The organism is Hyphomicrobium sp. (assembly GCF_036780825.1).
GTDB lineage: Bacteria > Pseudomonadota > Alphaproteobacteria > Rhizobiales > Hyphomicrobiaceae > Hyphomicrobium_C.
Map to the genome: position 1 here is coordinate 33,544 of NZ_DAIQCD010000021.1, position 12,658 is coordinate 46,201.

The following is a 12,658-nucleotide window of genomic DNA, read 5'->3' on the forward strand; positions in this document are numbered from 1 at the left end:
CGCGGTGCCGCATGGCGTGCCCGCTCAGTATCGCACCGGCTTCGGCCAAGGCATCGTGAACTGAGCGCCGCGATGCACGTATTTGTAGCGATGCAGCGCGAACCATAACGAGGCGACCATGTAGAACACGATCATCGCGACGAGCTGCGTTCCATAGCCAAGGAAAACCGCGAAGTACGTCGCCATGCACAGGAGCAGAAGCACGAGCGCCGGCAGCGGATGGAACGGGTGTACATAGCCGCGCTTGATGACGCCGAGCGGCCACTTCTGCCGGAACATGATCACGTTGAAGGCCATGAAGGTGTATTCAAGCAGGCCTGATAGGATCGAGAAGGTGATCACCTGATCGAGCGGGGCGAAATACGCGAACACGAGCGCCACGGGCACCAGGAATACGATCGAGCGGTACGGCGTGCGGTACTTGGGATGCACGGCGCCGAACGCCTGGGGAAGGTAGCGGTCGCGTCCCATCGAGAACCACGCACGCGAGGCATCGTTGATGCAGCCGTTGGCCGAAGCGAGCGTCGAGAAGATGGTGCCGATGAAGAGCAGAACCATAAGGAGCGTCGAGTTGGTGAGGCGCGCTGCGTCGAACAGGGGCGTCACCGCCTGGCCGAGGTATTCCCACGGCATGAGCCCGGCGCAGACATACCATGTCATGGTCGCCGCGATGAGCAGCGTGATGATGCCCGTCATGGTGCCGAGCGGAAGGGCGCGCGCGGGCGAGCGAACCTCCTCGGCAGCCTGCGTCGTGCCTTCGATGCCGAGGTAGAACCATAAGCCGAAATGCAGCGCTGCGAGCACGCCGAGCCAGCCGTATGGAAGCCCTGTCAGCAGCTCGCCGTGCTTCATGTAGACGTCGCTCCAGGGCTGGACGGCGAGGAAGAGCACCCAGATGGCGACGAAGGCCACGGCCGTGATCACGAGGCTGAACGTGAGCGTTGCGTAGACGCCCCGATAGTTGAGCCAGGCGAGGAACATGATGGTGAGCACGATGAATGGTTTGTCGTGCGTGTTCTCGAAACCGGCCATGGTGCCCACCGTCTGCACGAGATAGCCGAGGGTGATGGCGTTGGCCGCCTCCAGCATCGTGTAGGCGAAGACGAGATAGAGGCCGACGTTGAAGGCCATGAGAGGCCCGATGATGTGCTTGGCCTGGGCATATTGGCCGCCGGCGGCAGCGACCGTCGAGGTCACCTCGGAATCGATCATAGCGACGCAGGTATAGAGCAGCCCCGCCACCCAGCAGGCGATCAGCGCGGCGACGGCACCGCCTTTGCCGACCGCGAAGTTCCATCCCATGTACTCGCCGACGAGCACGATGCCGACACCGAGCGCCCAGACGTGGCCGGGCCCCAGCACGCGCAGCAGCGAGATGCGCTCGCTTTGAGCGCCGCTCGGCTGGTTCACGGAGCGCCCCCTTTGCGCGGCGGCTCGATGTCGAGCGCATCCTCGATCTCGCCTTCCTTGGACGAGGTGAGCAGCTCTTCCGAATAGGTCCGGTCCGTGCGGATCAGATCGATCAGCATCCAGAGCCCGAGGATCGCGGAAAGACCCCAGGCGGCATACTCGAGCAGTTCGAAATTATTCACGCCTGCCATTCCCGATCATTTGTCGTTGAACCGCTCTTCGATCACGTCGCGGTATTCCTTCCTCGACCAATGGAAGACAATGAAGAAATAGGCGACGATGAAGAGCACGGTCAGCCCGAGCTCGACGGGGCTGAAGTTGTAGTTGAACCGCGTGGCGATGAGATCCGCAGCCGGCAGCCGGCCGTCGCGCGCCTCCGTGCCGTCGGTGTAGCCGAGCTTCTCCCATTGCGCCTGCATGGTGGCATTCTGCTGCATGCCGGCCCATGTCGTGTCCTTCTGCTCGAGCACTGTTTTGCCGGCCCCGGCGAGTCCCAGGTAGATCGGGATGAAGAGCGCCGCGAGCACGAGGGCGAGCAGAAAGAACGTGTCGAAGGTCTGGCCGATCTTGGATTGGACCGGAGGCTGGTAGGGGCCCTTGGCCATGGCACTCACCCCTTGGCCCGTTTCATTTCGTCGAGGTAGTGGATGTCGAGCCCGTAGATCGGCTCTTTGTCCTGGCCATAGTGGGCGATCATCGAGAGAATGGAAGCGGTGTTGAACAGCAGCACCAAGCCACCCGCGATCGCGAGTGCATAGAGCACCCCGCTCTCGCTCTGAGTCATGGACAGCTGCCAGAAGGTAAAGGCATAGACGCACCACAGTGCGAACATGGAGCCGAAAGCCCAGATGCGATCGCCCGCAAACATCTGATCCACACGCGGGTCCGGCAGTTTGTGCTGCATGATGTCCCTCTCCGCCGTCTGCGTTTCCGTGCGTTGCCTCCCAGGCAACTTTTTATATGAAAAAACAGTGCGACCGTGCGCCGCAATTTGTCAAGGCGGGTGCGTGCTGGCGGGTAGCGGCCCGGCCGTTCGAAACGTGGCCGATCGTTTTGGGCAGGCGCCTGCGGCACATTCCGGCGAAGTGAGCGAAACAGGTTACCCACCAAGGGCTTGGAGCACACTCCAGCAGCACTGCCGGCTCGCACAAAGTGCAAACACCACCGAAGTCTGGAAATTCTGAAAGTGCCCTCGTGCTGGCGCGACGTCCGCCGGATCGTCTGATCCCGGGCGGTGAGCCATCGCTCGCTTTTCGCAAAAGGAGGAGTTGCCAGGCGTCGAACGAACGTGGTTCGATGCGGTCGCCGACAGTGCCTTGGTGCCTCGTGCCAGGGTCGGGCGCTGCATCGAGCCGGGAGCCGGCCTGCAGAGAAAGGGCGCATGACCGACAAAACCGCAAGCACTTTGAAGAAGGCCGCCTCCACGAACGCGGCGGCTGTGAAGCAAGTGCGCGACAGGGGACCCAAGAGCCGGGCCCTGTCCCCCCAGGAGTTTTCAGAAATTATGGAGACGGCTCCTGCGCGGGAGCAAGATCCTCACGCCCTGCAAGGCTCACGCGACAGCATGCTCGAGGCCGCGATCGGCCGTGAGGTGCGCGCCTTCCGCAACAAGCTCGGCATCACCGCCTCAGACCTCGCCAAGGCCGCGGGGCTTTCGCTCGGCATGCTCTCTAAGATCGAGAACGGCGTTACGAGCGCGTCGCTGACAACTCTGCAGCGGCTATCCAAAGCGCTCGGCGTGCCGGTCACGGCACTGTTCCGGCGCTTCGAGGAACGACGCGATGCGGTGTTCGTCTCCTCGGGGGAGGGCCTTCTGATCGAACGCCGAGGTACCCGGGCGGGCCACCAGTACCAGCTCCTCGGACACACCGGCGGCACCTCGAGCAGCGTCGTGGTGGAGCCGTACGTGATCACGCTGACCGAGGAATCGGATGTGTTCCCGCTCTTCCAGCACGCGGGGCTCGAGCTGATCTACGTGCTCGAGGGCGAAGTGGTCTATCGCCACGCGGATAAGCTCTATCCGATGAAGCCCGGCGACAGCCTGTTCTTCGATGCCGATGCGCCGCATGGGCCCGAAGAGATGATCAAGCTGCCCATCCGCTTCCTGTCCGTCATCAGCTACGCGCGCGAGCGTCTGTAAAACGCGATCACGATCAGGACGCGCAATCCGGGTCCGAGCCGTCAGGACAGCGCCGCCTGCAAACCGCGTACGAAGGCGGATAGGCCGGTCATGCGGTCGCGGCGCAGCCGTTCTGCGGCGAGTATGGCGTGCAGGGAGCTGCTGCTTTCGGCAAGATCGTCGTTCACGATCACATAGTCGTACTCGGCCCAGTGGCTGATCTCCGAGGAGGCTTCTGCCATCCGCCGCGCCACCACCTCCTCCGGATCCTGCGCCCGCTGACGCAAACGCGCCTCGAGCGCCTCCGCCGACGGGGGCAGCACGAAGACGCGCACGAGATCGCCGGCCATGCGTTCCGAAAGCTGCTGGGTGCCCTGCCAGTCGATATCGAACAGAACGTCGCGCCCCTCGGCTACGGCCTTTTCGATGGGTGCACGGGGTGTGCCGTAGTAGTTGCCGAATACGGTCGCCCATTCGAGCAGGGCCTTCTCGGCAATCATGGCCTCGAATTTCGCCTCGTCAACGAACCAGTAATCCTGGCCATCGATCTCGCCGGGCCGCGGCTTGCGCGTGGTCACGGAAACCGAAAGCGCGATGTTGGGGTCGGCGTCCAGCAGCTTGCGGGACAGCGACGTCTTGCCGGCGCCGGACGGCGACGACAACACCAGCAGCAGCCCACGCCGCTCGACCCTCGGATTTCCGCTCGCCATGGATCCTTTCCTCTTCCCCGCCTGACAGTGCCCGCGCGGGGTTAGAGCATGTTTTACGGCGCGCGAAAACATGGCCTCGGAACGACAGGCGCCTCTCCCGAAGGCTTAAGCACGCGTTAACCGCCGCTCCCTAGTGTCGGGCCCGTTCGGTGTGCGTTGCTTAGAGGTTTACCTTTGGGGGCGCCACTGTGGCGGTGGTCCGGCGGCTGGGCTTGATCCTGTTCGGCTTTGCTATCGCGACTCTCGTCGCGGCGCTTTCGCACGTCCCCCTCGCGGCGGCGGCAGAGCCCTTGGACGCCTATGAGGCGCAGGCTCAACCTTCACTTCGCGATTCTCTCTACGACCTCGATGATATTACCGAGGACGACGGCGATGAGCCGTCGCCTGCCGGGGATTCGTTATCCAGCCCAGGCGACCTGGAGCTTATGGACGGCGCAGCCCCTCGCCTGTCCGCCGACGGCGTCATCGAGCTCGCCGAGCCGGAGCCACCCGAGGACGGCGCCGATCCCACGCGCGACACGCGCCCCGCGGCCGATCTCGACGTCTTCCGCAATCCGCCGGCCGGCTACGATCCGCTCCTGTTCGAGATCGAAGACATCGTGCCCGCAAAGACGGACCGGCGCCCGGCCCGGCTCGCCCGCTTCGAGCCGTACGATCCGATCGGCATCCGCATCGGCAGCTTCGTGTTCTTTCCCGAAGTGGAGATCGGCGGGCTCTGGACGGACAATGTGCTGAGCACCCCTGATGCACACGCCGACATCGCCGCCGAGATCCGCACCACGGCGCGCCTCGTCTCCAACTGGTCGCGCCACGCCCTCGAACTCAGAGGCACCAGCTTTTCAACCTTTTACGACGACTTCGCGTCCGAGGACGATCGCGCCTGGGGCGTCGAGGCGCGCGGGCGCATCGACATTACCCGGCGCACAAACCTGCAGGCGATCGCACGGCACGATGTAAGCCAGGAATCGCGCACCGCCATCGACGCCAGCCAGACCGGCGACCGCGCCAATGTCACTCTCGACCGCGCGGAGACAGCTCTCAACCATCGCTTCAACCGGCTCTCCGTGCAGCTTCGCGGCGCCGTGAGCGATGTCCGCTATTCCGAAACGGACGGCATGAGCAACGCCGATCGCGATACGCTCGAGACGACCGAGGCCGTGCGTGCGGCCTGGGAATTCAAGCCGACGCTCGCGGTCTTCGCCGAGCAGGAGCTGAACCAGCGCGACAAGCGCGCGCTGCCCTGGGACGGCATCCCGCGCGATTCCCGTGGCACGCGTACGCGCGTTGGCCTCGACTTCGGCGCAACAGGCGCCGTGCTGCGCGGCACGATCAGCGCCGGCTATGGCCGGCAGCGTCCCGACGACCACCGGCTCTCGGATGTCGAGGCGTTTCTTCTCGACGCCAACCTCGCCTGGCGGCCGAGCGAGATCACCTCGTTCCTGTTCACGGCCGAGAGCGATATCTACGAGACCACGGAGGTGGAATCGGGCGGCGTCGTCTCGCATATGATCGGGCTGGAAGCGCGCCACGCATTCCGCCGTCACCTCATCGGCTCGGCCGGGCTCGCCTATACTCACTACGATTACGACGCGACGCCCTTCACGGAGCGCCAGTGGCTCTCCTTCCTAGCGCTCGAGTACTATGCGAGCCCGGCGCTCGTGCTGTTCGCGCGCTATCAAAACCTCGACGTCGCAGCCAACGGGCTCGACGGCGATTACAACGTCAACGAGGTCCGCGTCGGGGCGCGGCTGCGCAGATAGCTCGGCCCGTTATGCTCACGGGGAGAGTTGCGTCTCAAGTGCTGAGCATTAGTCTTTTTTCGAAGTCGATTCGTCTCTAGAGTCGTTCCGGTCTAAGTGGAATCCAGGAGCGGCTCAAAATTTTTGTTTTCGTGCTTCTTTCCGGACACTTTAACTTGCATGGCTTCGCCATGACCGGTTCCCACTTTTCCGGAAGCACTCCAGGAGACCGCACAATGTCAGACCGCACTCAGCTTGCCGTCGGCCGCCACAAGGTGCCGATGCCGCGCCTGATGAAGCGCTCGCTCCAGATCGTGATCGCGGCGGCGCTCACCGCGGCCGTCGTGCTGTTCGTGATGATGCTCAACGGCTTCCTTGTGGGCCGCGGCGGCTCGCTTGGCGGCATCGACGTTTGGCTCGCCTTCATCAAGCGCAGCGACATCATCGGAACCATCATCCTGACGGCGCTCGTGACGACGGCCTTCCTCTACTGGCAGCGCGACAAGGAAGGGCGGTAGGTTTCATACCCTACCGCTCCTCTCACACGACCGGCGGAGGGCCGTGCGGCGTCGGATAGCTGGGCTCGGGCACCAGCACTTCCGGCTTGCGAGGCGTCATCGCCATGCGCTCCTTGGCGAGCGCCAGCGCCGCCACATAGTCGGGCTTGCCGCTACCGAGGAGCGGAAGCGCTTCAACCAACAGAATGTCGGCGGGCACCATGAGCTCGCTCGCGCCTTTCTGCCGCGCGAAGCGGGAAAACGCCTCGCGCGTCGCCTTGCCGTCCGTCGTCATGAGCACAAGACGCTCACCTTTGCGCGCATCCGGCAGCGCCACGACGATGCTCGTCACTGCCGGCCACAGCTCAGTGGCCAACGCTTCGACCGCCGACAGCGACACCATCTCGCCTGCGATCTTCGCAAACCGCTTGGCGCGTCCCTTGATCGTGATGAAGCCCTGCTCGTCGATGGAGACGATGTCGCCCGTATCGTGCCAGCCGCCGGCCGGCGGTTCGAGCACGCCGGGGTTCTCGGCGCGCAGATAGCCGAGCATGACGTTCGGCCCGCGCACATAGAGCCGGCCTGCGCCTTCGATGCCAGGGACCTGCTCGAGGCGCGCCTCCATCAGCGGCGAGAGGCGCCCGACCGTGCCCGACTTGTTGGCGAGCGGCGTGTTGATGGCCAGCACCGGCGCCGTCTCTGTGACGCCGTAGCCCTCGAGGATGCGCACGCCGAACTTCTCCATGTAGATCTGCCGCGTGCGCTCCTTCACCGCCTCCGCGCCGGCGAGGATGAGGCGCACCCGCGCAAAGTCATAAGGGTGTGCCGTGCGGGCGTAGCCGTTGAGGAAGGTGTCGGTGCCGAAGAGGATTGTCGCGTTGGAGCCGTACACGAGCTCCGGCACGATGCGGTAATGCAAGGGCGTCGGATAGAGATAGACCGGCACGCCGGCGACCAGCGGCATCACCAGCCCGGCCGTGAGGCCGAACGAGTGGAACACCGGCAGCACGTTGAACACCTTGTCCTGGCCATTGACCGCAACGCGCGTCAGGCTCTGCGTGGCGTTGGCCAGCATGTTCCGGTGCGAAAGCACGACGCCCTTGGGCAACCCCTCGGAGCCCGACGTGAAGAGGATCGCCGCCGGATCGTCCGCCGCGCGCTCGGCCTGGGCACGCGTTCCGGCCAGAAGCCCGCGCACCTTGTCGGCGAAGGTGATGGTGGCGCGGACATCCTCCAGGTACACGACGCGCCGGGTCTCGGCGAGCTTGGCTGCGACCGCTTCGAGATGCGCCTTTTCGACGAACGTGCGGCTGGTCAGCACCACATCCACCTTGGCTGCGGTGCAGGCCGCGTCGATGTTCTGCGGGCCAGCGGTGAAGTTCAGCATGGCCGGCACGCGCCCGATGGTCTGGAGCGCGAAGAACGTGACCGCAACGCCTGCCGAGTTCGGCAGCATAACGCCCACCGCCGCGCCTTCAGGCGCGAGTGGCGCCAGCTTGGCGCCAAGCACTTGGGCGCCAAGCACGAGCTTGCGATAGGTGAGCTCTGTGCCAAGCGGGTCTTCGATCGTGGGCTTGCCGGTATCCCGCGTCGCCTTGGCCTCGATGAGCGCCGAGAACAGCGTCTGGTCGAGGTTGGCGGTCTTGACCGCCGTCTCCACCATCAGGTCCTGCAGCGCCATGCCGGCCGCCTGGCGGCGCGCCTTGCCCTTGAGGTCCTCGGGCACCGGCAGCTTCACCGGCGGAAGGATCGTGACGCGGGTTTTCGGAAACAGCGCCTTCTTGCACTGGAAGCGATTGAGATAGCCGAACAGGGAGCGCTCGGGGCCATCGATGCGCACCGGCACGATCACGGCATCGGCCTTGTCGGCGATCATCGCCGTGCCGTCGTAGACCTTCATCAGGCCGCCGCTCACGGTGATGCGGCCCTCGGGGAAAATAACCAGCGTCTCGCCCGCCTTCACCGCGTTGATCAGGTGGCGCATGCCGAGCGGACGCGTCGGATCGATCGTATGCGCCTTCACGACCCTGAGGAACGGCTTGATCCAGCCCTTCGCCGCCATACCCGTGTCGATGGCGAAGGCCGCGTGCGACGGCAGGATCGAATGCATGATCGGCGCGTCGAGCAAGCTCACGTGGTTCGGCGCGATGATGGCGCGCGTGCCTTCGGGCGGCAGGTTCTCGTAGCCCCGCACCTCGAGGCCCATGAACGTCTTGAACAGGAATGCGCCGACGTCCTGCACGCCTTCCTTCCCCCAGGCCCACAGGATCAGCGCCATGGCGGCGAGGTTGCCGAGACCGAGCAAGGTCAAGAGAAGCACGAGGCCAACGCCGTTCAACTGCAGGAGCGCAACGCCGAGGCTGCCCGCTGTCATGAACAGCGCCGAGAGCACGTTGCAGGCGCCGATGGTGCGCGCACGCTCCGCAACCGGCGCCCAGAGCTGCACGGCGGCAAACGCCGGCACGATGAAGAGGCCACCCGCAACGGCGAGCGCTGCAAGATCGACGAGCACGCGCCAGCCCGTCATGCTCTGGAGCAGCGCGCCGACGGTCAGCACATCGTCCGGCCTCGTGAGCCGCGCCGCCGTCCAGGCGAGATCGAGCGCGAAGAGCCCCATCAGGAGCGCGCCGATCGGCACCAGCGCCAGGTTGGGGCGCGTCCTGCTGGCGCGCGCGGCAAGCGCCGATCCGACGGCGATGCCGATGGTGAACACGACGAGCGCCAGGATGGTGACGTTCTCGCCGCCACCCATGGTGTCCTTGATGAGCACAGGCAGCAGCGACAGCGCCACCATGCCCACCAGCCAGAACCAGGATACGATGAGGCCGCCGATCCAGAGCCGCCGCTCGCTGCGCAGGTGGCGAAGCAGCGCGACGGTTGAGGTCCATGGATTCCAATCGATGGCGAGGGAGGGGTCCGCCGCGCCCATCTGGGGGATCAGCGAAGCCGAGAGCCAGCACAGCACCGCAAGCCCGATGACAAGCCCCGCCAGGACCCACTCGCCGCCCACGCTGCCGGCTGCGAGGCCGCCGCCGATGGTGCCGATCAGGATGGCGGCGAAGGTGGCGCTTTCCACGAACGCGTTGCCCGCGGGCAGCTCCCGCGGCGCGAGCAGCGCTGGCAGGATGCCGTACTTGATGGGGCCGAACAGCGCCGCGATGATGCCATAAAGGCCCAGGGCGACGAACAGCACTGGCACCGAGTTGAGCACGAAGCCCAAGCCCGCGACCATCGCCACGGGGATCTCGGCGCGCTTCAGCTTCTCCGCCACCAGCGCCTTATCATAGCGGTCGGCGAGGCCACCGCCGATGCCTGACAGGATGAAGAACGGCGCCACCAGGACGGCGCCCGCAAGCGCCACCAGCGCGCCACCCTCTTCGGATCCGACCTTGAACAGGATCAGGATGACGAGGGCGTTCTTGACGAAATTGTCGTTGAGCGCGGATAGGAACTGGCACCAGAACAGCGGTGCGAAACGGCGGCTCGTGATCAGCGCTTGGAACATGGGGCAGAACTCTGGCGAAAACGGGCCATGAGAGGCCCTCAGGATGAGGCAGTCATAATGCCGAAGCTCAGGGCCCGATCATGGTCAAACGGCGGCCCTTTGCGGAAAGAGCATGGCGATGGGCCGCAGTAAACGGCCACCATATAAAAAAGATTCTGAGTTGCATGCGCTGCAGTCACGGCGGCCTTTCCCGCCAGTCTCTGCCTTCTCGGGCCGCATTCATTGACTCGCGTGGCTCCCAGGCGGATGCTCAAATAAGGAGAGGAGCGGCATGCTGGCGTCTGGCATCATCGCACGTGCGCTCCTAACTCAAGGACTTGGAAGATATTTGGACAGTACGCATGGCTCTTTCCACCCTCACCCGCCTGACCGAGATCACGGTCAACGGCCGCGCCATCGCGAGCCCGGCTGCAACGCTCGCAGAGCTTCTCGTCGCTGAAGGGTTCGCGGACGACATTAAGGTGGCGACGGCGGTCAACGGTGACTTCGTGCCCGTCCGGCTCCGCGCCGAAACTCGCCTCGCCGACGGAGACCGCATCGAGATCCTGTCCGCCCGGCAAGGCGGCTAAGATCTAAGATCATAGACACCAGGGCACGATGAACGAGACCCAGCCCCTCCGCTCTCACCCGCGCAGTCCGGCGCCGGCTCCGCTCGTGTTCTACGGGCAGAAGATCGGCTCGCGGCTGCTGCTTGGCACCGCGCGCTATCCTTCGCCGCAGGTGATGGGCGACGCGGTCAGCGCCTCGCGCGCAGGCATTGTCACGGTTTCGCTCCGGCGTGAGCAGGCGCGCGGCCAGACCGGGCAGCGCTTCCTCGATCTCATCCGTGCGCTGCCTGTGCGTATCCTGCCCAACACCGCCGGCTGCCGCACGGCCAGGGAGGCGATCACGACGGCCGAGATGGCGCGCGAGCTTCTCGAGACGGACTGGATCAAGCTCGAGGTCATCGCCAACGACGACACGCTGCAGCCGGAGCTGTTCGGCCTCGTCGAGGCGGCGGAAGAACTCTCCAAGCGCGGTTTCCAGGTGTTCCCTTATACGACCGAGGACCTCTCCGTAGCCGAACGCCTCGTCGCCGCCGGCTGCCGCGTGCTGATGCCATGGGCCTCGCCGATCGGCAGCGCGCGCGGGCTTTCCAATCCGCACGCGCTCAAGACGCTGCGCGCCTATTTTCCGGACGTGCCGCTGGTGGTCGACGCGGGCATCGGCGCGCCGTCCCACGCCGCCGCTGCGATGGAAATGGGTTTCGACGCGATCCTGCTCAACACGGCGGTGGCACGGGCGCATGATCCAGTGCGCATGGCGGCGGCGTTCGCGGCCGCAATCGAAGCCGGACGGCAAGGCTACGAAGCCGGCCTCATCGAGCCCAGCGAGCGCGCGCAGCCGTCGACGCCCGTTGCCGGCACGCCCTTCTTCGATTTCGATCCGTCCCATTCCGGCGATGGACGCTGAGAGGCTCACATGGCCCCTATCGGTGCCCCGGACGTCTTCTACCCCATCGTGCCGAGCGCAGCCTGGGTCCGGCGCATCGTGCCCCTCGGCGTGCGCACGCTGCAGCTTCGCGTCAAGGACCAGGACGAGACGGTCGTGCGGAGCGAGATCGGCGAGGCTTTGGAAATCACGGAACGGGCCGGCTGCCGGCTGATCGTCAACGACTACTGGCAGGCAGCCATCGACCTCGGCGCGACCGAGGTTCACCTCGGCCAGGAGGATCTGGCGGAAGCCGATATCGGCGCCATCAAGCGGGCCGGCATCGCGCTCGGCATTTCGACCCATAGCGAGGAGGAGCTCGCAATCGCGCTCTCCGCCGATCCCGACTACGTCGCGCTCGGGCCGATCTACGAGACGAAGCTCAAGGTGATGGCGTGGGCTCCGCAAGGGCTCGACAAGATCGGCACCTGGAAGCAGCGCATTGGCGCCCTGCCGTTGGTCGCCATCGGCGGCATCACGCCGGAGCGCGCGGGCGCCGTCATCGCGGCGGGTGCCGACAGCGTCGCTGTCATCACCGATTTCATGACCGCTCCGCACCCTGAGGCTCGCGTCCGCCTCTGGCTCGATTGGGCCGCGACGGTGCGCGCCTGACGCTGCTGTTGGCCGCCTCCCGCTACGGCAGCGGCCGCCAGCCGGGATGATCGAAGCGACGCGCGTAGATGCTCAGTGAATCGTCGATGATGAGAATGCCGTCGATCGCCAATGCCGGATCGTCGCCAGCAACCTCGCTTGCGCCCTGCTCGATATAACCCGCGAGCTTCTCGATCTCGTCGCGCGCTTCGCCTGCCATCTGCGTTTCTGCCTTGAGTCTGCCGACGGACGCCTTGACGTGCTCATGAAACGCGCGGGCATCGGCCGGCAGCAGGCGGCGCTGCAAGATCTCTGTGCGCACTCCGAGCGTCAGGTCACGGATCGCCGTCATCTCCGTGCGAATGACATCGTCCGTTGCGAGCCGCCCGCCGTCGGCATGCGCGGCATATACCGACAAGAGCATCGACAAAGCGAGCCACAGGCTGCGCATGATCCATCCTCGACGCTTGCGCGCGCGCTCACGCAAAGTTCACGCGCGCGTGAGATTCTGATTGACTACGTCCGTAGTAGTACTACCGTATCCCGCAAGTTCGGGACACGCTCCCGGGCCCAGGGAATGGAATCTCCCTCATAACCGCCCGATGGCCGATGATTCC

The 12,658-nt window shown here is 65.3% G+C and carries 13 protein-coding genes and 1 riboswitch; of the genes, 6 read left to right on the plus strand and 7 right to left on the minus strand.

Going from position 1 to position 12,658, the window contains the following annotated elements; translation table 11 throughout:
• Positions 1 to 24: 24 nt before the first annotated feature.
• From V7P99_RS10060 to V7P99_RS10075, 4 genes are read right to left on the minus strand one after another with little or no spacing between them, the layout of a single operon-like run.
• Positions 25 to 1,410, minus strand: a complete 1,386-nt coding sequence (locus V7P99_RS10060; RefSeq protein ID WP_333794677.1) for an APC family permease — start codon at positions 1,408 to 1,410, stop codon at positions 25 to 27.
• The gene (locus V7P99_RS10065) at positions 1,407 to 1,601 is read right to left on the minus strand and encodes a hypothetical protein (RefSeq protein WP_333794678.1); all 195 of its coding nucleotides are present in this window, start codon (positions 1,599 to 1,601) and stop codon (positions 1,407 to 1,409) included. The genes V7P99_RS10060 and V7P99_RS10065 overlap by 4 nt, the downstream gene beginning before the upstream one ends.
• A 6-nt stretch (positions 1,602 to 1,607) precedes the next feature.
• Positions 1,608 to 2,015, minus strand: a complete 408-nt coding sequence (locus V7P99_RS10070) for a hypothetical protein (RefSeq protein ID WP_333794679.1) — start codon at positions 2,013 to 2,015, stop codon at positions 1,608 to 1,610.
• A gap of 5 nt (positions 2,016 to 2,020) precedes the next feature.
• Entirely contained in the window at positions 2,021 to 2,314 is a 294-nt protein-coding gene (locus tag V7P99_RS10075; RefSeq protein ID WP_333794680.1) for a hypothetical protein, read from the minus strand.
• A 600-nt stretch (positions 2,315 to 2,914) separates the two neighbouring features.
• On the opposite strand from V7P99_RS10075, the gene V7P99_RS10080 reads away from it, so the two are divergent.
• Positions 2,915 to 3,550: a helix-turn-helix domain-containing protein gene (locus V7P99_RS10080; RefSeq protein WP_333794692.1), complete on the plus strand. Its 636-nt coding sequence runs from the start codon at positions 2,915 to 2,917 to the stop codon at positions 3,548 to 3,550.
• 41 nt (positions 3,551 to 3,591) lie between these two features.
• Here V7P99_RS10080 and gmk read toward each other — a convergent pair whose 3' ends face one another.
• On the minus strand, positions 3,592 to 4,239 hold the full coding sequence (gene gmk, locus V7P99_RS10085) for a guanylate kinase (RefSeq protein WP_333794681.1): 648 nt from the start codon (positions 4,237 to 4,239) through the stop codon (positions 3,592 to 3,594).
• A 188-nt stretch (positions 4,240 to 4,427) separates the two neighbouring features.
• Between gmk and V7P99_RS10090 the strand changes: the two genes are divergently transcribed.
• Positions 4,428 to 5,999 (plus strand): outer membrane beta-barrel protein, encoded by a 1,572-nt coding sequence (locus V7P99_RS10090; protein WP_333794682.1) that lies wholly within the window; start codon positions 4,428 to 4,430, stop codon positions 5,997 to 5,999.
• Between the two features lie 215 nt (positions 6,000 to 6,214).
• Complete coding sequence (locus tag V7P99_RS10095; protein WP_333794683.1) at positions 6,215 to 6,496, plus strand: hypothetical protein; 282 nt, start codon at positions 6,215 to 6,217, stop codon at positions 6,494 to 6,496.
• Positions 6,497 to 6,518: 22 nt separating this feature from the next.
• Here V7P99_RS10095 and V7P99_RS10100 read toward each other — a convergent pair whose 3' ends face one another.
• Positions 6,519 to 9,980, minus strand: coding sequence for an acyl-[ACP]--phospholipid O-acyltransferase (locus tag V7P99_RS10100; protein WP_333794684.1), 3,462 nt, complete (start codon positions 9,978 to 9,980; stop codon positions 6,519 to 6,521).
• A gap of 341 nt (positions 9,981 to 10,321) precedes the next feature.
• Here V7P99_RS10100 and thiS point away from each other — a divergent pair, with 341 nt between their 5' ends.
• The 3 genes from thiS to V7P99_RS10115 are packed head-to-tail and all read left to right on the plus strand — an operon-like array spanning position 10,322 to position 12,062.
• Positions 10,322 to 10,549, plus strand: a complete 228-nt coding sequence (gene thiS, locus V7P99_RS10105) for a sulfur carrier protein ThiS (protein WP_333794685.1) — start codon at positions 10,322 to 10,324, stop codon at positions 10,547 to 10,549.
• 28 nt (positions 10,550 to 10,577) lie between these two features.
• A complete protein-coding gene (locus tag V7P99_RS10110) occupies positions 10,578 to 11,432 on the plus strand; it encodes a thiazole synthase (protein WP_333794686.1) in 855 nt (284 codons plus the stop codon).
• A gap of 9 nt (positions 11,433 to 11,441) precedes the next feature.
• Positions 11,442 to 12,062 (plus strand): thiamine phosphate synthase, encoded by a 621-nt coding sequence (locus tag V7P99_RS10115; protein WP_333794687.1) that lies wholly within the window; start codon positions 11,442 to 11,444, stop codon positions 12,060 to 12,062.
• A gap of 22 nt (positions 12,063 to 12,084) precedes the next feature.
• On the opposite strand, the gene V7P99_RS10120 is transcribed toward V7P99_RS10115, so the two are convergent.
• Positions 12,085 to 12,492, minus strand: coding sequence for a hypothetical protein (locus tag V7P99_RS10120; RefSeq protein ID WP_333794688.1), 408 nt, complete (start codon positions 12,490 to 12,492; stop codon positions 12,085 to 12,087).
• A gap of 113 nt (positions 12,493 to 12,605) precedes the next feature.
• Positions 12,606 to 12,658, plus strand: a riboswitch (Fluoride riboswitch). This riboswitch is flagged as partial in the annotation.